Source organism: Pseudomonas sp. ZT5P21, from assembly GCF_054897785.1.
Genome location: NZ_CM142705.1, coordinates 4,451,475 through 4,472,264 on the forward strand (window position 1 = coordinate 4,451,475; position 20,790 = coordinate 4,472,264).

The 20,790-nt window shown below is 58.7% G+C and carries 16 protein-coding genes and 3 pseudogenes; 12 read left to right on the top strand and 7 right to left on the bottom strand.

Annotated elements, in window-relative coordinates:
- Positions 1–80: 80 nt before the first annotated feature.
- Entirely contained in the window at positions 81–659 is a 579-nt protein-coding gene (locus ACYZT9_RS20680) for an acyl carrier protein phosphodiesterase (protein WP_462007186.1), read from the bottom strand.
- Between the two features lie 156 nt (positions 660–815).
- Here ACYZT9_RS20680 and ACYZT9_RS20685 point away from each other — a divergent pair, with 156 nt between their 5' ends.
- The 4 genes from ACYZT9_RS20685 (at position 816) to ACYZT9_RS20700 (ending at position 4,064) form a co-directional block, all read left to right on the top strand.
- Entirely contained in the window at positions 816–1,136 is a 321-nt protein-coding gene (locus tag ACYZT9_RS20685) for an ArsR/SmtB family transcription factor (protein ID WP_462007187.1), read from the top strand.
- Between the two features lie 3 nt (positions 1,137–1,139).
- Positions 1,140–2,309 (top strand): MFS transporter, encoded by a 1,170-nt coding sequence (locus ACYZT9_RS20690; RefSeq protein ID WP_462007188.1) that lies wholly within the window; start codon positions 1,140–1,142, stop codon positions 2,307–2,309.
- 21 nt (positions 2,310–2,330) lie between these two features.
- Entirely contained in the window at positions 2,331–3,380 is a 1,050-nt protein-coding gene (locus ACYZT9_RS20695) for an alkene reductase (protein ID WP_462007189.1), read from the top strand.
- Positions 3,381–3,620: 240 nt separating this feature from the next.
- Entirely contained in the window at positions 3,621–4,064 is a 444-nt protein-coding gene (locus tag ACYZT9_RS20700) for a hypothetical protein (RefSeq protein WP_462007190.1), read from the top strand.
- A 390-nt stretch (positions 4,065–4,454) separates the two neighbouring features.
- On the opposite strand, the gene emhR is transcribed toward ACYZT9_RS20700, so the two are convergent.
- Positions 4,455–5,087: an efflux system transcriptional repressor EmhR gene (gene emhR / locus ACYZT9_RS20705; protein ID WP_462007191.1), complete on the bottom strand. Its 633-nt coding sequence runs from the start codon at positions 5,085–5,087 to the stop codon at positions 4,455–4,457.
- 264 nt (positions 5,088–5,351) lie between these two features.
- Here emhR and emhA point away from each other — a divergent pair, with 264 nt between their 5' ends.
- The 4 genes and pseudogenes from emhA to ACYZT9_RS20725 form a co-directional block, all read left to right on the top strand.
- Entirely contained in the window at positions 5,352–6,509 is a 1,158-nt protein-coding gene (gene emhA, locus ACYZT9_RS20710; protein ID WP_462007192.1) for an efflux RND transporter periplasmic adaptor subunit EmhA, read from the top strand.
- 3 nt (positions 6,510–6,512) lie between these two features.
- Positions 6,513–9,674, top strand: a complete 3,162-nt coding sequence (emhB, locus tag ACYZT9_RS20715; RefSeq protein ID WP_462007193.1) for an efflux RND transporter permease subunit EmhB — start codon at positions 6,513–6,515, stop codon at positions 9,672–9,674.
- A complete protein-coding gene (gene emhC, locus ACYZT9_RS20720; RefSeq protein ID WP_462007194.1) occupies positions 9,674–11,134 on the top strand; it encodes an efflux RND transporter outer membrane subunit EmhC in 1,461 nt (486 codons plus the stop codon). Before emhB ends, emhC begins: the two co-directional genes overlap by 1 nt.
- Before the next feature lie 432 nt (positions 11,135–11,566).
- Positions 11,567–12,333, top strand: a pseudogene (locus ACYZT9_RS20725) (OprD family outer membrane porin); the annotation flags it as partial.
- 14 nt (positions 12,334–12,347) lie between these two features.
- On the opposite strand, the pseudogene ACYZT9_RS20730 reads toward ACYZT9_RS20725, so the two are convergent.
- Positions 12,348–12,580 (bottom strand): annotated as a pseudogene (locus ACYZT9_RS20730) (carboxymuconolactone decarboxylase family protein); the annotation flags it as partial.
- Positions 12,581–12,590: 10 nt separating this feature from the next.
- Positions 12,591–13,382 (bottom strand): 3-oxoadipate enol-lactonase, encoded by a 792-nt coding sequence (gene pcaD / locus ACYZT9_RS20735; RefSeq protein WP_462007195.1) that lies wholly within the window; start codon positions 13,380–13,382, stop codon positions 12,591–12,593.
- A gap of 864 nt (positions 13,383–14,246) precedes the next feature.
- Here pcaD and ACYZT9_RS20740 point away from each other — a divergent pair.
- Together ACYZT9_RS20740 and ACYZT9_RS20745 are read left to right on the top strand one after the other, a co-directional pair.
- On the top strand, positions 14,247–14,447 hold the full coding sequence (locus ACYZT9_RS20740; RefSeq protein ID WP_007935837.1) for a hypothetical protein: 201 nt from the start codon (positions 14,247–14,249) through the stop codon (positions 14,445–14,447).
- 377 nt (positions 14,448–14,824) lie between these two features.
- Complete coding sequence (locus ACYZT9_RS20745) at positions 14,825–16,300, top strand: inorganic phosphate transporter (RefSeq protein ID WP_462007196.1); 1,476 nt, start codon at positions 14,825–14,827, stop codon at positions 16,298–16,300.
- Between the two features lie 268 nt (positions 16,301–16,568).
- On the opposite strand, the gene ccoM is transcribed toward ACYZT9_RS20745, so the two are convergent.
- Together ccoM and ACYZT9_RS20755 are read right to left on the bottom strand one after the other, a co-directional pair.
- Positions 16,569–16,685 carry a cytochrome c oxidase subunit CcoM gene (gene ccoM / locus ACYZT9_RS20750; protein WP_007906619.1) on the bottom strand — a complete coding sequence of 39 codons (117 nt, stop codon included), beginning with the start codon at positions 16,683–16,685 and terminating at the stop codon, positions 16,569–16,571.
- A gap of 142 nt (positions 16,686–16,827) precedes the next feature.
- Positions 16,828–16,989 carry a hypothetical protein gene (locus tag ACYZT9_RS20755; protein WP_462007197.1) on the bottom strand — a complete coding sequence of 54 codons (162 nt, stop codon included), beginning with the start codon at positions 16,987–16,989 and terminating at the stop codon, positions 16,828–16,830.
- Between the two features lie 127 nt (positions 16,990–17,116).
- Here ACYZT9_RS20755 and ACYZT9_RS20760 point away from each other — a divergent pair.
- Positions 17,117–17,280: pseudogene (locus tag ACYZT9_RS20760) on the top strand (aminotransferase class V-fold PLP-dependent enzyme); the annotation flags it as partial.
- A 41-nt stretch (positions 17,281–17,321) separates the two neighbouring features.
- Here the strand turns inward: ACYZT9_RS20760 and ACYZT9_RS20765 are convergent.
- Positions 17,322–17,663: an aspartate-semialdehyde dehydrogenase gene (locus tag ACYZT9_RS20765; RefSeq protein WP_462007198.1), complete on the bottom strand. Its 342-nt coding sequence runs from the start codon at positions 17,661–17,663 to the stop codon at positions 17,322–17,324.
- A gap of 230 nt (positions 17,664–17,893) precedes the next feature.
- On the opposite strand from ACYZT9_RS20765, the gene rapA reads away from it, so the two are divergent.
- Positions 17,894–20,740, top strand: coding sequence for an RNA polymerase-associated protein RapA (gene rapA / locus ACYZT9_RS20770; RefSeq protein ID WP_462007199.1), 2,847 nt, complete (start codon positions 17,894–17,896; stop codon positions 20,738–20,740).
- Positions 20,741–20,790: the final 50 nt, after the last annotated feature.

The following is a 20,790-nucleotide window of genomic DNA, read 5'->3' on the forward strand; positions in this document are numbered from 1 at the left end:
CTCGCGATTGCGGTGTGTCATTCAACATCATTGTTGAATGTGAAGCCGCCATCGCGAGCAAGCTCGCTCCCACAGTAGGTTTATGCTGTTGGATAGTTTTGCGCAAAGTACTGCAACTCGGGATAGAACAACCGAAAGTCCTCGCTCAACGGCTCATACAACACTCGCAATTCCTGCATCGCCGCAGCCAGTTCCTCAGGCTTGGTCAGCCGCCGCGAAATCCCCCGCAGCACCTGCTCCAGCACTTCAAACTCCTGATAAGAACCCAACCAGTCATTCGCCACCATGTGCGGCGCAATCCTCGCCAACCGTTCCGGTAATTGCGGCTCGTTCGACAGCACCCGATACACATCCGAGGTGAACAGCTCCAGCGGCCGGTCGGCGTACAACGTCCAGTCCCGGGCCAGGCAATGATCGAAAAACACATCGAGCACGATCCCGGCGTAACGCCGGCGGGTCATGGAAAACCGCGACAACGCCACATCCACCAGCGGATGGCGGTCGGTAAACACGTCGATGCTGCGATGCAGCTGGATGGCCGCCTCGATCTCTGGAGCGAACTGCCCTTGCAGCCGTCCCTTGACGAAATCGCCATACAGACTGCCGAGCAATTGACCCGGACGCTGACCACCGAGGTGAAGATGTGCGAGATAGTTCATGCCGCGCAGCTTACCACTGCGGCCTCAGTATCGTTATAACCCGATATACCGATTTAATCAGTCGACAGACCAAAATCATATTGGTATATCGCGAAGTACCGATTTAAAGTTCGCCTCATCGCGATATAGCGTTTTATTCATCACGAGCCCAAACCCATGACCATCGACCTCGACGAAATAATAAAAGCGCTGGCACACCCAGTACGCCGAGACATCCTCATCTGGCTGAAAGACCCCAGAACCCAGTTCCCGGAACAGATCCACAACCACGAGTACGGCATTTGCGCCGGGCAGATCGATCAACGCTGCGGCCTGTCGCAGTCGACCGTGTCCGCCCATTTGGCGACCTTGCAACGTGCGGGCCTGATCAGCAGCCAGAAAGCCGGTCAATGGCACTTCTTCAAACGCAACGAGGACGTGATCCAGGCATTCCTCGACGCCATCGACAAAGAGCTCAGCGCTCCGACAAGGAATTAACCAATGCCCCTCTCGCTCCTCATTCTGGCCTTGAGCGCCTTTGCCATCGGCACCACCGAGTTCGTCATCATGGGCCTGCTGCCCGATGTGGCGGCCGACCTCGGTGTGTCGATCCCCGGCGCCGGCTGGCTGGTGACCGGTTACGCCCTGGGCGTGGCCATCGGTGCGCCGTTCATGGCACTGGCCACCGCCAAACTGCCGCGCAAGGCTGCACTGGTCGCGTTGATGGGGATTTTCATCATCGGCAATCTGCTCTGCGCACTGGCCACCGACTACAACGTGCTGATGTTTGCCCGGGTGGTGACTGCCCTCTGCCACGGCGCCTTCTTCGGCATCGGTTCGGTGGTAGCGGCAGGCCTGGTACCTGCCAACAAACGCGCCTCGGCCGTGGCCCTGATGTTCACCGGCCTGACCTTGGCCAACGTCCTCGGCGTGCCGCTGGGCACTGCGCTCGGTCAGCAATACGGTTGGCGTTCGACCTTCTGGGCGGTGACCGTGATCGGTGTGATCGCCCTGATCGGCCTGATCCGCTTCCTGCCGGCCAAGCGCGACGAAGAGAAACTCGACATGCGCGCCGAACTGCGCGCCCTCAAAGGCGCCGGCATCTGGCTGTCGTTGAGCATGACCGCGCTGTTCGCCGCGTCGGTCTTCACCTTGTTCACCTACGTCGCACCGCTGCTGGGTGAAGTGACCGGTGTCTCGCCACGGGGCGTGACCTGGACCCTGATGCTCATTGGCCTGGGCCTGACCGTCGGCAACATCATCGGCGGAAAACTGGCTGACAAAGGCCTTGCGGCGACGCTGATCGGCGTGTTCATCAGCATGGCGGTGGTCTCCACCGTGCTGACCTGGACTAGCGTTGCCTTGATCCCGACCGAAATCACCCTGTTCCTCTGGGCCACCGCGTGCTTCGCCGCCGTGCCGGCCCTGCAAGTAAACGTGGTGACCTACGGCAAAGCTGCACCGAACCTTGTGTCGACCTTGAACATCGGCGCGTTCAACGTCGGCAACGCACTCGGCGCCTGGGTCGGCGGCAGCGTCATCGCCCACGGCTACGGCCTGACCAGCGTGCCACTGGCGGCCGCCGCATTGGCGGTACTCGCCCTGCTGGTGACCCTGATTACTTTCCGTCAGAGCGCCAACCCCGAACTGGCCACTGCACCTTCTAACTGATCGCTTAAAGAGAGCTACTAAATGACGACTATTTTCGATCCGATCAAACTGGGCGACCTCGAGTTGGCCAACCGCATCATCATGGCGCCACTGACCCGCTGCCGCGCCGACGAAGGCCGTGTGCCGAACGCGCTGATGGCCGAATACTACGTTCAACGTGCGTCGGCCGGTCTGATCCTCAGCGAAGCCACCTCGGTCACGCCGATGGGCGTCGGCTACCCGGATACCCCGGGCATCTGGTCGAACGATCAGGTGCGTGGCTGGGCCAATGTCACCAAAGCGATTCATGGCGCGGGCGGCAAGATTTTCCTGCAGCTGTGGCACGTTGGCCGGGTGTCCCACGAGTCGTACCTGAACGGCGAAGCGCCGGTCGCACCGAGTGCCATCCAGCCAAAAGGTCACGTCAGCCTGGTTCGCCCACTGGCCGACTATCCAACGCCGCGTGCTCTGGAAACCGCTGAAATCGCTGACATCATCGACGCTTATCGCACCGGTGCCGAGAATGCCAAGGCCGCCGGTTTTGACGGCGTGGAAATCCACGGCGCCAACGGCTACCTGCTCGACCAGTTCCTGCAAAGCAGCACCAACCAGCGTACCGATAACTACGGTGGTTCCTTGGAAAACCGTGCGCGCCTGTTGCTGGAAGTGACCGACGCAGCGATCGAAGTCTGGGGCGCCGGCCGCGTCGGTGTGCACTTGGCACCACGTGCCGACTCCCATGACATGGGCGACGACAACCTGGCCGAGACCTTCACCTATGTCGCTCGCGAACTGGGCAAACGTGGCATCGCGTTCATCTGCTCCCGCGAGAAAGAAGGCGTCGACAGCCTCGGCCCAATACTCAAAGAAGCCTTCGGCGGCCCGTACATCGCCAACGAACGCTTTACCAAGGACAGCGCCAATGCCTGGCTGGCGTCCGGCAAAGCCGATGCGGTCGCCTTTGGCGTGCCGTTCATTGCCAACCCGGATCTGCCTGCGCGCTTGAAGGCTGATGCGCCGCTGAACGAGGCACGTCCGGAATTGTTTTACGCCAAGGGTCCGGTGGGTTACATCGACTATCCGACGTTATAAACAAGCGCGACTAAATATAAAAGCCCCCGACTCGCAAGAGCCGGGGGCTTTTTATTTTATTGCTTTAACCCTTCACTGAAACATGGTGAAAATCTAATAAACTTTCGCAGAAAAACAAAAACAAATAACTTACTCAACAACAGTAGAGAACAACTAATCTGCACACAGAGAAACTATAACAAACGCCTCAACACAGAATGCTCTTACTGATATAAAACTAACCAATCAAGGATGAATAACATGAAACACGTAAAAATTTTTGCTGTTTTTGCGCTGACAGGAATTTTTTCGCTGACAGCTTTCGCGGCACAACCTGTTGAAACGATTGTCACCTACACCGTCTTAAACAAAGGCGACAGTGCCGTCACAGCCTATGTAAGTCCTCCAGTCACCCTCCAGCCAAACTCAAGCGAGACACGCAGTTCCACTCACGACCTGAAAATTTTATCCATGCGTAACGGAGACGTGCGGAGTACAGGCCAAAGTTTTCTTGTTGTATCTGGCGAACGAACTTGCAAATTCAGCACTTCACTTACACTCAAAAAGGTCGATAACATTATCAACTATGAAACGACCCACCAGTCTCAACCAAATGACAATAAGCTTACTAGCTGCGTAGTCAACGTCATCGAAGAACCAAGCAAACCATCCTACAGCTACAAAATACAAATGGTCATGCGGTAAACTACGCCTACCGCGTTACCTGTAGCGGATCGCGACCACTGCCACCGACCTGGCTCCCCCAGTGTAAGCGACCTCCACAAAAGCCCTGTTTCGAAAGAGCCAGGGCTTTTAACTTTTATGCCCTTGATCGTTTACTCACCCGAGACAAAACACTTATTTGCGCCAAGTCTCGCCATGAGTGTTCTTGATCAGGAGCTCGGCTTGCACGTAACCGGGTTGTCCATATACGTTCACACGGACAACACAAATTCCCTACAAAATACGTAGTTCACTACCTATCAACCTGACGATCACCCGTATATAAAAGCACTCCATTGCACAAAGGCGAGCAGTGATGGGGTTGGCGCGCCTCAAGAGTTGACACAATCGGATCCAATTAAGCATTTTGTTTCATTTGCGCAGGCTAGGGCTCAGGCGCAGCATTTCCAGCCCTGTATCGACCCACCGCTCGGCCTCGGTGTGCAGTTGGAAACCTTCGGGCGCCAACAGCCACTTGTACAGAATTCCATCGATGTAGGCATGCAGGCTGATGGCCGCGCGAGCCGTGTCGAGATCTTCCGGCAACTGCCCGCGATTCACCGCATTACGCAAGGCCAGGCCGATGCGCACGTTGCAATCGAGGCTGACTTCCCGGCGCTGCTGGCGCAGATCGCACATTTCATCGGTGAATTCGCACTTGTGAAACAAAATCTCATTGATGCGTCGGGTTTTTGGGTCAAGGGCAACTTGATGAAACAAATGAATCAGCAGCTTGCGCATGCAACCCAATGGATCGAGTTCATCTTCGCTTTCACTGGCTTTGGCCATTTCGTCCAGCGGCTCATGCAACGTATCGAGCATGGCCTGCACCAGATCCGCCTTGTTACTGAAATGCCAGTAGATGGCCCCGCGCGTCACGCCGGCCAGGTTCGCGATGTCCGCCAGTGTGGTGCGCGCGACGCCCCGTTCGTAAAAGGCTTTCTCTGCCGCTTCGAGTATCTGGCTACGGGTTTCCTGAGCTTCCTCTTTGGTACGACGGACCATGGCATTACAACCTCAATCAGGGGCTTCAGCGATGCCTGAACATTCGCTGAATAAAAGTGGGGCGAACGCTCTTGGGTTTCGTCCCCGGCTTACAATTCGAACCTTTGAAACGGCTTTTGTATCGGTGATGGTACGCAGAAAGGTATTTACAAACAACCATGAACGTAAGTATATTTCTTAGCAAGCTACTTATCCACTCAGCGCACATTTTTTACCCTTACACATTTCTTGTGCGCAATTTGCGCGCCTGACCCGAGGATTTTCATGCAATTCAAGCCAGCTGTTACCGCTCTGGTCACCGCCGTCGCCCTCGCATCGCTGCTCAGCGGATGTAAAAAGGAAGAGGCGGCACCGGCCCCTCCACCGCCTCAGGTCGGCGTCGTCACCCTGCAACCGCAAGCTTTCACGCTGACGTCCGAGCTACCGGGTCGCACGAGTGCCTATCGCATCGCCGAAGTTCGGCCTCAGGTCAACGGCATCATTCTCAAGCGTTTGTTCAAGGAAGGCGGCGACGTCAAGGCTGGTCAGCAGCTGTATCAGATCGATCCAGCCGTTTATGAAGCCACGCTGAAAAGCGCCGAAGCCAATCTGCAGCAGACCAGATCGATCTCCGATCGCTACAAGCAGCTGGTCAACGAACAGGCCGTGAGCCGTCAGGAATACGACACCGCTCTGGCCAACCGCCTGCAATCGGAAGCCGCCCTGCAAAGCGCTCAGATCAATGTGCGCTACACCAAGGTCTACGCTCCGCTTTCCGGTCGTATCGGTCGCTCCAGCGTGACCGAAGGCGCTCTGGTCACCAGCGGTCAGGTGGACGCCATGGCGGTGATCCAGCAACTCGACCCAATCTACGTCGACGTCACCCAGTCTTCCGTTGCGCTGCTTGAACTGCGCCGCGAACTGGAAAGCGGTCGTCTGCAAAAGGCCGGCGACAACTCGGCGGCGGTCAAGCTGACGCTCGAAGACGGCAGCCAGTACAAGCACGACGGCAAGCTCGAGTTCTCCGAAGTCTCAGTTGATCAGAGCACCGGCTCCGTGACGTTGCGCGCAGTGTTCCCGAACCCGGATCACACCTTGTTGCCAGGCATGTTCGTTCACGCCCAGCTTCAGGCCGGCGTCAACGCCGCCGCGATCCTGGCACCGCAACAAGGCGTGACCCGCGACCTGAAAGGCACCCCGACCGCGCTGGTCGTCGGTCCGGACAACAAGGTCCAGCTACGTCAGCTCAAGGCCAGCCGCACTGTCGGCAGTCAGTGGCTGATCGAAGACGGCCTGAAGGCCGGCGACCGCCTGATCACTGAAGGACTGCAATTCGTCAAACCTGGCATTGAAGTCAAAGCCACTGAGGCGACTAACGTTGGCGCAAAGAACCCGGCCCCCGCACAGGTAGCTGACAAAGCTTCCAGCGGCAAAGGGGAGTAAACCATGTCGAAATTCTTTATCGACCGTCCGATATTCGCCTGGGTAATTGCCCTGGTGATCATGCTGGTCGGGGCTCTATCGATCCTCAAACTGCCGATCAACCAATACCCGAGCATTGCCCCTCCGGCAATCGCCATTTCCGTGACCTATCCAGGCGCGTCCGCACAAACCGTGCAGGACACCGTGGTGCAAGTTATCGAACAGCAGCTCAACGGTATCGACAACCTGCGTTATGTCGCCTCGGAAAGTAACTCCGACGGCAACATGACCATTACCGCGACCTTCGAGCAGGGCACCAATTCCGATACCGCGCAGGTTCAGGTCCAGAACAAGCTGAACCTGGCCACCCCGCTGCTGCCGCAAGAAGTGCAGCAACAGGGGATCCGCGTAACCAAGGCAGTGAAAAACTTCCTGATGGTGATCGGCGTGGTCTCGCGCGACGGCAGCATGACCAAGGACGACCTGTCCAACTACATCGTGTCGAACATGCAGGACCCCATCTCGCGGACTGCCGGTGTCGGTGATTTCCAGGTCTTCGGTGCCCAGTACGCGATGCGGATCTGGCTCGACCCGGCCAAGTTGAACAACTTCAACCTGACCCCCGGCGATGTGAAAACCGCCATTGCCGCGCAGAACGTGCAGATATCCTCCGGTCAACTCGGTGGCTTGCCTGCGGTTGCCGACCAGCAGCTGAATGCGACGATTATCGGCAAGACCCGTTTGCAAACCGCCGAGCAGTTCAAGGCGATCCTGCTGAAGGTCAACAAGGACGGCTCGCAAGTGCGTGTCGGCGACGTGGCGGATGTCGGCCTGGGCGGTGAAAACTACTCTATCAGCGCCCAGTTCAACGGCAGCCCGGCGTCCGGTCTGGCAGTAAAACTGGCCAACGGCGCCAACGCCCTCGATACCGCAAAAGCCCTGCGCAAAACCATCGACAGCCTCAAGCCGTTCTTCCCGCAAGGGATGGAAGTGGTGTTCCCGTACGACACCACGCCGGTGGTGACCGAATCGATCAAGGGTGTGGTTGAAACCCTGGTCGAAGCGATCGTGCTGGTGTTCCTGGTGATGTTCCTGTTCCTGCAGAACTTCCGCGCCACCGTCATTACCACGATGACCGTGCCGGTGGTGTTGCTGGGTACCTTCGGGATCCTCGCCGCCTTCGGTTTCAGCATCAACACCCTGACCATGTTCGGCATGGTCCTGGCCATCGGCTTGCTGGTGGATGACGCCATCGTCGTGGTGGAAAACGTCGAACGGGTCATGAGCGAAGAAGGCCTGTCACCCAAGGAAGCCACCAAGAAATCCATGGGGCAGATCCAGGGTGCATTGGTCGGTATTGCGCTGGTGCTGTCGGCGGTACTGTTGCCGATGGCATTCTTCAGTGGCTCGACCGGTGTGATCTACAAACAGTTCTCGATCACTATCGTTTCGGCGATGGCGCTGTCGGTGCTGGTCGCATTGATCTTCACTCCGGCGCTCTGCGCGACCATGCTCAAGGCGATTCCGAAAGGCGAGCACGGCACGCCGAAACGCGGCTTCTTCGGCTGGTTCAACCGCAGCTTCGACCGTGGCGTGAAAAGCTACGAGCGTGGCGTTGGCAACATGCTCACGCACAAAGCGCCGTACTTGCTGGCTTACGTCATCATCTTGGTCGGCATGATCTGGCTGTTCACCCGTATTCCAACGGCGTTCCTGCCGGAAGAAGACCAGGGCGTACTGTTTGCACAAGTGCAAACTCCGGCCGGTTCCAGTGCCCAGCGCACGCAAGTGGTCGTGGACGAGATGCGCGAGTTCCTGCTGCGGCCAAGCAAGGACGGTGGTGAAGGCGACGCAGTGGCGTCGGTGTTTACCGTGACCGGCTTCAACTTCGCCGGCCGTGGCCAGAGTTCGGGTATGGCGTTCATCATGCTCAAACCGTGGGACGAACGGAATGCCGATAACAGCGTGTTCAAACTGGCGGCCCGTGCGCAACAACACTTCTTCAGCTTCCGCGACGCCATGGTGTTTGCCTTCGCGCCACCGGCGGTACTGGAACTGGGTAACGCCACCGGTTTCGACGTATTCCTGCAAGACCGCGCCGGTATCGGCCATGAAAAACTGATGGAAGCGCGCAACCAGTTCCTCGGCATGGCGGCGCAGAGCAAGGTCCTGTCACAAGTTCGTCCCAACGGCTTGAACGACGAACCCCAGTATCAACTCGAAATCGACGACGAGAAGGCCAGCGCGCTGGGCGTGACCCTCACCGACATCAACAACACCCTGTCGATTGCCTTGGGCAGTAGCTATGTGAACGACTTCATCGACCGCGGTCGGGTGAAGAAGGTTTACGTGCAAGGCCAACCGGGCGCGCGCATGAGCCCTGAAGATGTCAAGAAATGGTATGTGCGCAACAGCGCCGGCACCATGGTCCCGTTCTCGGCCTTCGCCAAGGGTGAGTGGATTTACGGCGCACCGAAACTTTCCCGTTACAACGGCGTAGAAGCGATGGAAATTCTCGGCGCCCCGGCGCCAGGCTATTCCACCGGTGAAGCCATGGCCGAAGTCGAAGCCCTGGCCGCGAAACTGCCGGCGGGTGTCGGTATTTCCTGGACCGGACTCTCGTACGAAGAACGTCTGTCCGGCTCGCAAGCGCCAGCGCTGTACGCCTTATCGCTGCTGATGGTATTCCTGTGTCTGGCGGCCTTGTACGAAAGCTGGTCGATTCCGATCGCGGTGATGTTGGTGGTGCCGCTGGGGATCATCGGTGCGCTGATGGCGACCAGCTTGCGCGGCCTGTCGAACGACGTGTACTTCCAGGTAGGCTTGTTGACGACCATCGGTCTGGCCGCGAAAAACGCCATCCTGATCGTCGAATTTGCCAAGGAACTGCATGAGCAAGGGCGTAGCCTGCGCGAGGCCGCGATCGAAGCGTGCCGCATGCGTTTGCGACCGATCATCATGACCTCGCTCGCCTTCGTCCTCGGCGTGGTGCCGCTGGCAATTTCCACGGGCGCAGGTTCGGGTAGCCAACATGCGATCGGTACCGGGGTAATTGGCGGTATGCTCACGGCCACGATCCTGGCGATTTTCTGGGTCCCACTGTTCTTTGTCACCGTGTCGGCCATGGGTCAGCGTAAAACCGCCGATCAGGACGACGCTCTTGAACCTTCTAAAGAGGCTGGCTAATGAGCAAGTCGCTACTCTCCATCGCAGTCGCGGCCTTCGTGCTGAGCGGTTGCTCGCTGATACCCGATTATCAGCAGCCGGCAGCACCGGTCGCGTCCCAATACCCGCAAGGCCCGGCGTATTCGCCGGCCGAGGCGCCAAACCAGGCCGCCGCCGAACAAGGCTGGAAGCAGTTTTTCCATGACCCGGCGTTGCAACAGCTGATCCAGGTCGCCCTGGAAAACAACCGTGACCTGCGTGTCGCCGCGCTGAACATCGACGCGTTCGCGGCGCAGTACCGCATCCAGCGTGCGGACCTGTACCCGGCCGTTTCGGCCAACGGCACCGGCAGCCGTCAGCGGGTTCCGGCGAATGCTTCGCAGACCGGTGAAGCGGGCATCACCAGTTCCTACTCCGCGACCGTTGGCATCAGTGCTTATGAACTCGACCTGTTCGGTCGGATTCGCAGCCTGAGCGAAGAAGCGCTGCAGAAATACTTCGCGACTGAAGAAGGCCGTCGCAGCACGCAAATCAGCCTGGTGGCCAGCGTGGCGAATGCCTACCTGACCTGGCAGGCTGACAAAGAGCTGCGCAAACTGACTCAAGACACCCTCGGTGCGTTCGAGGAGAGCTACAAGCTCACCGCGCGCAGCAACGAAGTGGGTGTGGCTTCCGCGCTGGATCTGGCGCAGTCGCGTACCTCGGTGGAAAACGCCCGTGCACAACTGGCTCGTTACACGCGCCAGGTTGCCCAGGATGAAAACAGCCTGGTGCTGCTGCTCGGCACCGGCATCCCGGCCAATCTGCAAGAAGCCAAGCCGCTGTCTGACGACCTGCTGAGCGATGTACCGCCCGGCCTGCCGTCGGACTTGCTGCAACGTCGTCCGGACATCCTCCAGGCCGAATACAACCTGAAGGCCGCCAACGCCAACATCGGCGCGGCACGGGCGGCGTTCTTCCCGAGCATCAGCCTGACCGCCAACGCCGGGACTCTGAGCCCGGACCTGTCCGGCCTGTTCAAGGGCGGCTCGGGCACCTGGTTGTTCCAGCCGCAGATCAACCTGCCGATCTTCAACGCCGGCAGCCTGCGCGCCAGCCTGGATTACTCGAAAATCCAGAAAGACATCGGCGTCGCAAACTACGAGAAGTCCATTCAAACGGCCTTCCAGGAAGTCGCCGACGGCCTGGCCGCCCGCCAGACCTACACCGAGCAGCTGCAGGCCCAGCGTGATTTCGTCACCGCCAACCAGGACTACTACCGTCTGGCCGAGCGTCGTTATCGCATTGGTGTCGACAGCAACCTGACCTTCCTCGATGCCCAGCGTCAGCTGTTCAGTGCCCAGCAGGCACTGATCACCGACCGCCTGGCGCAGCTGACCAGCGCCGTGAATCTGTACAAGGCGCTGGGCGGTGGCTGGAATGAGCAGACCGCGAAAGTCGAGCCACTGAATGAAGAAGCGCCGAAGATGAGGTTGTTCTGATTAAGCTGTAAACACGAAGCCCACCTTTTTGGTGGGCTTTTTGTTGGCTGCGAAGAAAGGTGTGGTGTGATCACTGGCCTCATCGCGAGCAAGCTCGCTCCCACAGTGTCCGTGTCGAACACAATCTTGGTGAACTCCGCTAAACCTGTGGGAGCGAGCTTGCTCGCGATGGGGCCAGTACATACACCCTGAATCCCGACCCATCTTACGTTCGATAATCTCCCAAAACCCGCTTTTACCAATTGAACCATCCAGTTCATTCCCCGCACCATTCGCCACACAAAACCAATAACAGGTTCGACACCATGCCCCCGCGCCCTGCTCTGTCCGGCTGATCTCGCCCCGTTTCATTTGAATTCGACTCTTTTGTCTGCAACCAGTCCGTTGCGGCATCAATCCGTTTCATCCCCAAGAATTAGAGAGACTGAGCACATGACGCCTTCCGCTTATTTCGTTCCCGGCCTGATCGCCCTCGCGCTGACCGGCGCGGCCCTGCCCGCCACGGCCGAAGAGTCGGGGTTTGTCGAAGGGGTCAAGGTCAACGTGAACCGGCGCAACTTCTACCTCAACCGCAACTTCACCAACCCGATCAAGGCGCAGGGCAAGGCTGAAGAGTGGACGCAAAGTTTCATCCTCGACGCCAAGTCCGGCTTCACCCGGGGCACCGTCGGGTTCGGCTGGATGTGCTGGGGTTGTACTCGGTGAAACTCGACGGCGGCAAAGGCACCGGCGGCACGCAACTGCTGCCGCTCGACCATGACGGTCGCCCGGCGGACAGTTTCGGTCGCACCAACGTGGCGTTCAAAGCGAAGCTGGCGCAGACCGAAGTGAAGGTCGGCGAATGGATGCCGGTGCTGCCGATCCTGCGTTCGGACGATGGTCGCTCGCTGCCACAAACCTTCCGCGGCGGCCAGCTCACATCGAAGGAAATCAATGGCCCGACGCTGTACGCCGGTCAGTTCCGCAAAAACAGCCCGCGTGACGACAGCAGCATGAACGACCTGTCGATGACCGGCAAAGCGGCGTTCACCTCCGATCGCTTCAACTTCCAGGGCGGCGAATACCTGTTCAACGAAAAGCGTACTCAGGTCGGTCTATGGAACGCCGAACTCAAGGACATTTACAGCCAGCAATACGTCAACCTGATCCACGCCCAACCCATCGGCGACTGGACCCTAGGCGCCAACCTCGGTTTCTTCAGACACCGCAAACGCCGGGAATCACTCCCTCGACTCAACCCCCACTCGTCCCAAACCGATTCAGCCAAATGAAACGTCGCATTCGCTGCCGGAATGCCGCAATAAATCGCGCTCTGCATGATCACTTCCTTGATCTCGCTGCGCGTAACGTCGTTGTCAGCGCGTTCAGGCTGCGGTCGACATGGGCCTCGCCGAGCACTGCGCGGCGGACGTTCAGGCCCTTGTCGTAACGTTGTTTCTCGTCCACAACAATCCCCTTAATCCGCTAAAAGAAACGCCAGTACCCGGTCGCTGAAGTCAGCACTGGCCTGAATGTTGGACAAGTGCGCGGCATAGAACTCGGCGTACTCGGCGCCCTGCACGCTCTCCAGAATGAAGTGCCCACCGGACGCCGGCGTCACCGCATCTTCGGTGCCGGCGATGACCAGCAGCGGCACCTTGATCGAAGACAGCTGATCACGGAAATCGGCATCGCGCACGGCGGCGCAATTGGCGGCGTAACCTTGCGGTGAAGTCGCCGCAAGCATGTCGGTAATCCGCTTCACCGCCGCTGGATTGGCCTCGGCAAAATCCGGAGTGAACCAGCGCGCAATCGACGCATCGCGCAGCGCGACCATGGCCGCCGCGCCGTCACGCAGCACGGTTTCAATGCGAGGGTTCCAGATCGACGCATCGCCGATTTTCGCGGCGGTGTTGCACACCACCAGTTTGTTCAATCGATCACCGGCGTTGATGCCCAGCCACTGGCCAATCAAACCACCCATCGACAGACCGCAGAAATGCGCTTTATCGATGTGCATCGCATCCAGTAACGCCAACACGTCATGACCCAGTTGTTCGATGCTGTAAGGCCCTGGCGTGACCAGCGATTTGCCGTGGCCGCGAGTGTCGAAACGCAGCACACGAAAATGTTCGGTGAACCCCGCAATCTGTGCGTCCCACATGTGCAGGTCGGTACCCAGTGAATTGGACAGCACCAGCACTGGCGCATCGACCGGTCCATCGAGTTGGTAATTCAGTTCGCCCTCGGCGAGTTGTACGAAAGCCATGGCAGTCTCCTTCAGGATGCGCCGTGTCGCGGCCGACCCGTTGAGCGAGGACGCTGCTCAACACTTCCACCGCAGCGCCCACCGAGTTGCGTTTGTGCGGCATGGTCGAGGAACCGCCCTTGCCAGGCGCCGAAGGTTCGAGCGTTTGCGGAATCAGCCCGACTCGCGCCTGCGCCCGGGACAGCACCCCTTCGAAATCAAGCCTTTTCCCACACCGATCGGCAACGGCTATTACAAGCAGCTGCGGGTTCGGCGCATAAGCCACAGGCAGCCAGAATTGGGCGAGTATCGAACCCTCGGCCGATAATCGCAATCGCCGCTGACACAGAGCTTCGGGTCGAGCACGCCAACGCCCTTCCACGTATATGTATTGCCCGTGCTTGAAACCTGAGTTAAAGGCCCCATTTAATGTCTTAACTTGTTCGACTTAATGGCGTCAGAAAGACACCGCTTCCAACTGGCGTAAAAACTTGAAAGTAAATAAAACGATCACACATGAAGATCCATTTTTAACTGTTTGGCGATAGTGTTCTTCAAATCGACCGCTATAATGCAATTCAGTGGCGACCCGGCTCTATTAATTGCCGGTTCCGCCACCGGCAGCGCGATGTTTCCATCGTGGCTGCCCGCAGCAAGCACCTGACGCTCATTTCAAATGCTCCGGCAGCGCGCTCGCTGAAACAGGAAACTGATGCTACGTCAGCCGTTTTGCTCTGGTGCCGTGGCCGCCTGCAACATGGAAGTACCGATCGCCGTGTCGTAAAACAATGCCCTTCCCGGGTATTGTCTTTTCGGCGAGCGTGGTCGATGCATTTGATGCAGCGCGATTTACCAGAATTAATCTCAACCCATACAGGTAGCACTGTGACGAAAGACGAACTGCGCGCGGAACTTGAGCGCCAGGAACAACGTTACAAGGAAGTTTACGGCGGGGAAGTCACCACCTACGCCGCTCAGCCCGAACCGGAACGCAAACCCTGGCGTAAACGCGCCACCGTTCAGGACCAGGCTTTCACCCAGGAACTGCAGAAGATGGAAAAGGAACTCAAAGCCGAAGAGCCATGATCGCTTCGGCCTGACTTCCTTAAAGGGTCTGCGTCTGCTCCCGTTAAAAGCGGGGTGCATTGATGTTGCCATTCGCGCCCGCTACGAGCGGGCAGCGGTCACCTCATCTATCTGATGAGGCAATTTGGCTCATGTCTGGCCCTCTTCTCAGATATTTCATACAAGCCCTACGTCTCTCGCCTCTTGGAGACAAACCCTTGTTCCTGCGGGCTTTACAAAGAAATTCAACGACTTGCAAAAACCGGTAAAAGCCCGGCGCTTGGGGTGTTGCATCAAACTAATTCGTTGAAGAATGTTACCAATGAGCAGCTAGTGCATCGATTTACAGTCTTTTCTGGCATAATCGCGCCCCCTTACGACCGGGTCAGAAAACCTTCATGATCGATTTATTCAGCGGACTGGATGCTTGGGTGCTTGTGAGCCTCTTGCTCGCCCTCGCCTTTGTCCTCGCCTTCGAGTTCATCAACGGCTTTCATGACACCGCTAACGCGGTTGCCACAGTTATCTACACCAAAGCCATGCCGCCGCATCTGGCCGTGTTCTTTTCCGGTGTGTTCAACTTCCTCGGCGTGCTGCTGGGCGGTGTTGGCGTGGCGTATGCCATCGTCCACCTGCTGCCGGTAGAACTGCTGATCAATGTGAACACCGGTCACGGGCTGGCGATGGTGTTCTCGTTGCTTGCCGCCGCCATCACCTGGAACCTGGGCACCTGGTACTTCGGTATCCCGGCCTCCAGCTCCCACACGCTGATCGGTTCGATCCTCGGCGTGGGCTTGGCCAACGCCTTGATTAACGATATTCCGTTGGCCGACGGAGTGAACTGGCAAAAGGCGATCGATATCGCTATGTCGCTGGTGTTCTCGCCAATGGCAGGCTTCCTGATCGCAGCACTGATCCTGATCAGCCTTAAATGGTGGCGACCACTGTCGAAGATGCACAAGACCCCGGAACAGCGCCGCAAGATCGACGACAAAAAGCATCCGCCGTTCTGGAACCGCCTGGTGCTGGTGATCTCGGCCATGGCCGTGAGCTTCGTGCACGGTTCCAACGATGGTCAGAAAGGTATAGGCCTGATCATGCTGGTGCTGATCGGTATCGTTCCGGCGCAGTTCGTACTCGACCTGGGCAGCACCACCTACCAGATCGAACGGACGCGCGACGCGACCTTGCACCTGAGCCAGTTCTACAAGCGCAATGCCGATACGCTGGGTGAATACCTGGCCTTGGGCAAAAGCGTGGAAGGTGATTTGCCGGAAAAATTCCGTTGCAACGCGCAACAGACCGAACCGACCATTACCGCCCTGCTAGGCACCCTCAAAGGTGTCGCCGACTACCACTCGCTGTCGGCGGAAAGCCGTGTCGAAGTCCGTCGCTACCTGCTCTGCCTGGATGACACGGCCAAGAAAGTCGGCAAGCTGCCCGGCCTAGCTGCCCGTGAAAAGGCTGACCTGAACAAACTGCGCAAAGACCTGACCACCACCACCGAATACGCGCCGTTCTGGGTGATTCTGGCGGTCGCACTGGCCCTGGGCCTGGGCACCATGGTGGGCTGGAAGCGCGTGGTACTGACCATCGGCGAGAAGATCGGCAAGCAAGGCATGACTTACTCCCAAGGCATGTCGGCGCAGATCACTACCGCCAGCCTGATCGGCATGGCCAACATCTTCAGCCTGCCGGTGTCCACCACCCACGTTCTGTCATCAGGCGTGGCCGGCACCATGGTCGCCAACAAAAGCGGCCTGCAGGGCGGCACCGTCAGAACCATCCTGCTGGCATGGGTCCTGACCTTGCCAGCAACCGTGTCCTTGTCGGCCGGCCTGTTCTGGCTGGCGTCGAAGGCACTGGGCAGCTGATAGTTCGCTGCAACGAAAAAGGCGCGTTCCGTGAGGTTCGCGCCTTTTTTATTGCTTCGCTCTTCCTGACACCACAAATCAATTGTGGGAGCGAGCTTACTCGCGATGGCGGCCTTGCAACAAACATGGATGTTGAATGTTTTGGCCTAAATCGCGAGCAAGCTCGCTCCCACAAGTGGTGTGTGTACCTTGATAGAAATCACACCCAAAAAAAAGGGCAACCGAAGTTGCCCAAAATGCCTTGCGTGCTCATTGCATCAGGAAAGACCTACGGTTTTTTCCGCTTGTGCGAATCCTTCCAGATAAAAAATCCAAACCCTGCAAAAAACAGAACCATGAGGCCGACTGTCAGCACTCCGGCGATCACCACGTTGTCGAAAAACATGACTGGCCTCCTGCACTTGCCCTGTTGCGATGGGGCTAAGTTAACCAATCAGGCAGGAGAGAAAATTGACCGGGGTCAATATCGCCCGCGACAGGGCGCATAGGAGGGGGAAAACTGATCTGCATCAACGGAAGCTGGAGGATTAACGCTTTTTCGGTTTGTTCTTCGGCTTTTTCTTCGCTTTACCCAATGGCATCGCTTGCTCGAATGCCTGGCGCACTTCATTCAGGCGTTTGTCTTTGAGGTCGTGAACTCGCTTGGCGCGTTCGGCGTTGAGGTCGATCAGCTTGTCGTCTTGGCTCATGGCGTTCAGTGCATCGCGTGAAGGGAAATTCCACTGCCGCATCGCTCGGCAGGATTGCACCAATAATGCGGTCTGGCGCCGGCGCTGACCAGCCACTCGTGCGACAGCGACTTAACAAAATATGTAGCGAGGGACCAACATCGGTGCCGATGGCGTGGCCTATACGCCGCTGGACATGCAGGCAAGAGGGCTGGAAAGCTCGCGCGGATTGCGGTGAGTTATTTCAATACCGAGAAGGAGATTGAGGTGCTTTTGGGGAGCTTGACGACGTTGGCGGCGGACGGTCAGTGAGTTTCGGTGATGACCGAAAAGATCGCAGACTTTGGCAGCTCCTACACCTGAATGTCGACCCACAACCCCTGACGAGGCTCGTCTTCAATCAGCGGTGCTACCGGCACAGTGTTGTCGGCGTTGAGCTCGGTACCGGGAATCGCCAGGTGTTCCTCGGGATCTTCATCAGCTTCGCGACGACGCCTTTGCTGTTCCTGCTTGCGACGCTGTTCCTCGCGCAACTGAAAAGCCGCCTCCTCCGGATCGCGCTGTTGCAGGTCAATGGTGCTTTCACTGGAGCTTTCCTGCACCGGTACAACGGGCGGAATATCGGGGCGCTGGCGGATCGGATCCTGCTGTGAAGTGATCGGCACGGCACTCAAGGGAAGCATCGGTGGCAGCATAATTATTTGTCTCCTGTCAGCAGGCTGTCGGCTGCGGGGATGGCGACTTGAGCCATCGGTCGCAAACTGTGACCCAATCGGCACTCAATGGTGACCCGCATGTTCAATAAAGGCATCACGCCCTGACTTGCAGCTTGCGGCTTAAAGCTTGCCGCCGCTCCTAATCCTTTGGCCCTGAAGCCCTCATTCCGTTAAGATAGCCCGCTTTTTCAAGGTGGGAGTCAGGCAGCATGGCGCAGCAGTATCAACCGGGGCAACGCTGGATCAGTGACAGCGAAGCCGAGCTGGGTTTAGGCACCGTTCTGGCACAGGACGGCCGCTTGTTGACCGTGCTCTATCCGGCCACTGGCGACACTCGCCAGTACGCGCTACGGAATGCGCCCCTCACCCGCGTACGCTTTTCGCCGGGCGACTCGATCACTCACTTCGAAGGCTGGAAACTGACCGTCCAGGAAGTCGACGACGTTGACGGCCTGCTGGTCTACCACGGCCTCAACGCGCAGAACGAAGTGGTCACCCTGCCTGAAACCCAGCTGTCGAACTTCATTCAGTTCCGTCTGGCCAGCGACCGTCTGTTCGCCGGCCAGATCGACCCGCTGGCCTGGTTCTCCCTGCGCTACCACACGCTTGAACACACCAGCCGCCAGTTGCAGTCCTCGCTGTGGGGCCTGGGTGGCGTGCGTGCGCAACCGATCGCGCACCAGTTGCACATCGCTCGCGAAGTCGCCGATCGCATTGCGCCGCGGGTTCTGCTCGCGGACGAAGTGGGTTTGGGCAAGACCATCGAAGCCGGTCTGGTAATTCATCGCCAACTGCTTTCGGGCCGCGCCAACCGCGTGCTGATCCTGGTGCCCGAGAACCTGCAGCATCAGTGGCTGGTGGAAATGCGCCGTCGCTTCAATCTGCAGGTTGCGCTGTTCGACGAAGAACGCTTCATTGAAAGCGATGCGACCAACCCGTTCGAAGACACCCAGCTCGCACTGGTTGCGCTGGAATGGCTGGTGGACGACGAGAAGGCTCAGGACGCGTTGTTTGCTGCCGGGTGGGACTTGATGGTCGTCGATGAAGCCCACCACCTGGTGTGGCACGAAGACAAGGCCAGCCCGGAATACACCCTGGTCGAGCAGCTTGCTGAAACGATTCCTGGCGTGTTGCTGCTGACTGCGACCCCGGAACAACTGGGCCAGGACAGCCACTTTGCACGTCTGCGCCTGCTCGACCCGAACCGTTTCCATGACCTGCACGCTTTCCGCGCCGAGAGCGAAAACTATCGCCCGGTGGCCGAAGCCGTTCAGGAGCTGCTGGACAAGGGGCGCCTGTCGCCTGAAGCGCACAAGACCATTCACGGTTTCCTCGGCAACGAAGGCGAAGCGCTGCTGACCGCCGTCAACGATGGCGACACCGAAGCCAGCGCCCGTCTGGTCCGCGAACTGCTGGACCGCCACGGCACCGGCCGCGTGCTGTTCCGCAACACCCGCGCCGCCGTGCAGGGTTTCCCGGAACGCAAACTGCACCCGTATCCGCTGCCGTGCCCCGACGAATACCTCGAACTGCCGCTGGGCGATCACGCCGAGCTGTACCCGGAAGTCAGCTTCCAGGCCCAGCCGGATGCCAACGAGGAAGAACGCTGGTGGAAATTCGACCCGCGTGTCGAGTGGCTGATCGATCAGCTGAAAATGCTCAAACGCACCAAAGTGCTGGTGATCTGCGCCCACGCCGAAACCGCCATGGACCTGGAAGACGCCCTGCGCGTGCGCTCCGGCATTCCGGCCACGGTGTTCCACGAGGGCATGAACATCCTCGAGCGTGACCGCGCCGCTGCGTACTTCGCCGACGAAGAGTTTGGCGCGCAGGTGCTGATCTGCTCGGAAATCGGCAGTGAAGGTCGCAACTTCCAGTTCTCGCACCACCTGGTGCTGTTCGATCTGCCGTCGCACCCGGACCTGCTGGAACAGCGCATCGGTCGTCTGGACCGGATCGGTCAGAAGCACATCATCGAGCTGCACGTGCCCTACCTGGAAACCAGCCCGCAAGAGCGGCTGTTCCAGTGGTACCACGAAGCGCTGAATGCGTTCCTCAACACCTGCCCGACCGGCAACGCCTTGCAGCATCAGTTCGGTCCGCGCCTGCTGCCGCTACTGGAAAATGCCGACGATGGCGAGTGGCAAGCGCTGATCGACGAAGCCCGTGCCGAGCGTGAGCGTCTGGAAGCCGAACTGCATACCGGTCGTGACCGTCTGCTGGAACTCAATTCCGGCGGCGCCGGCGAAGGCGATGCGCTGGTCGAGGACATTCTTGAGCAAGACGATCAATTCGCCCTGCCGATCTACATGGAAACCCTGTTCGACGCCTTCGGCATCGACAGCGAAGACCATTCGGAAAACGCCCTGATCCTCAAGCCGAGTGAAAAAATGCTCGACGCCAGCTTCCCGCTGGGCGACGACGAAGGCGTGACCATCACCTACGACCGCAACCAGGCACTGTCTCGCGAAGACATGCAGTTCATCACCTGGGAGCACCCGATGGTGCAGGGCGGCATGGACCTGGTGCTGTCCGGGTCGATGGGCAACACCGCCGTCGCGCTGATCAAGAACAAGGCGCTGAAACCGGGCACCGTGTTGCTGGAATTGCTTTACGTCAGTGAAGTGGTTGCTCCACGCTCGCTGCAATTGGGCCGTTACTTACCGCCAGCCGCGCTACGCTGCCTGCTCGACGCCAATGGCAACGACCTGTCGGCCCGGGTGTCGTTCGAAACCCTGAACGACCAACTGGAAAGCGTGCCGCGCGCCAGCGCCAACAAGTTCATCCAGGCCCAGCGCGATCAGCTGACGCCACGGATCAACGCCGGTGAAGAAAAAATCTTCCCGCGTCATGCCGAGCGCGTTGCCGAAGCACAGCGTCGCCTCGCGGCCGATACCGACGAAGAACTGGCGCGCCTGACTGCGTTGCAAGCAGTCAACCCGACTGTACGTGACAGCGAACTGGTTGCCCTGCGTAAGCAGCGTGAACAAGGCTTGGCGATGCTCGACAAGGCTGCACTGCGACTGGAAGCGATTCGGGTGTTGGTGGCGGGTTAAGCTCTCGGCGCCACCGCAAAAAAGAAGGCCCGCAGCGATGCGGGCCTTTT

What these genes read in the sequence shown, in the direction of transcription:
- ACYZT9_RS20745 (WP_462007196.1), top strand. Translation starts at nt 14,825, where the DNA reads ATGATCGATTTATTCAGCGGACTGGATGCTTGGGTGCTTGTGAGCCTC.
- ACYZT9_RS20765 (WP_462007198.1), bottom strand. Translation starts at nt 17,663, where the DNA reads ATGCTGCCACCGATGCTTCCCTTGAGTGCCGTGCCGATCACTTCACAG.
- ACYZT9_RS20755 (WP_462007197.1), bottom strand. Translation starts at nt 16,989, where the DNA reads ATGAGCCAAGACGACAAGCTGATCGACCTCAACGCCGAACGCGCCAAG.
- ACYZT9_RS20690 (WP_462007188.1), top strand. Translation starts at nt 1,140, where the DNA reads ATGCCCCTCTCGCTCCTCATTCTGGCCTTGAGCGCCTTTGCCATCGGC.
- ACYZT9_RS20685 (WP_462007187.1), top strand. Translation starts at nt 816, where the DNA reads ATGACCATCGACCTCGACGAAATAATAAAAGCGCTGGCACACCCAGTA.
- emhC (WP_462007194.1), top strand. Translation starts at nt 9,674, where the DNA reads ATGAGCAAGTCGCTACTCTCCATCGCAGTCGCGGCCTTCGTGCTGAGC.
- pcaD (WP_462007195.1), bottom strand. Translation starts at nt 13,382, where the DNA reads ATGGCTTTCGTACAACTCGCCGAGGGCGAACTGAATTACCAACTCGAT.
- ACYZT9_RS20680 (WP_462007186.1), bottom strand. Translation starts at nt 659, where the DNA reads ATGAACTATCTCGCACATCTTCACCTCGGTGGTCAGCGTCCGGGTCAA.
- emhR (WP_462007191.1), bottom strand. Translation starts at nt 5,087, where the DNA reads ATGGTCCGTCGTACCAAAGAGGAAGCTCAGGAAACCCGTAGCCAGATA.
- emhB (WP_462007193.1), top strand. Translation starts at nt 6,513, where the DNA reads ATGTCGAAATTCTTTATCGACCGTCCGATATTCGCCTGGGTAATTGCC.
- emhA (WP_462007192.1), top strand. Translation starts at nt 5,352, where the DNA reads ATGCAATTCAAGCCAGCTGTTACCGCTCTGGTCACCGCCGTCGCCCTC.
- ACYZT9_RS20700 (WP_462007190.1), top strand. Translation starts at nt 3,621, where the DNA reads ATGAAACACGTAAAAATTTTTGCTGTTTTTGCGCTGACAGGAATTTTT.
- rapA (WP_462007199.1), top strand. Translation starts at nt 17,894, where the DNA reads ATGGCGCAGCAGTATCAACCGGGGCAACGCTGGATCAGTGACAGCGAA.
- ACYZT9_RS20695 (WP_462007189.1), top strand. Translation starts at nt 2,331, where the DNA reads ATGACGACTATTTTCGATCCGATCAAACTGGGCGACCTCGAGTTGGCC.
- ccoM (WP_007906619.1), bottom strand. Translation starts at nt 16,685, where the DNA reads ATGTTTTTCGACAACGTGGTGATCGCCGGAGTGCTGACAGTCGGCCTC.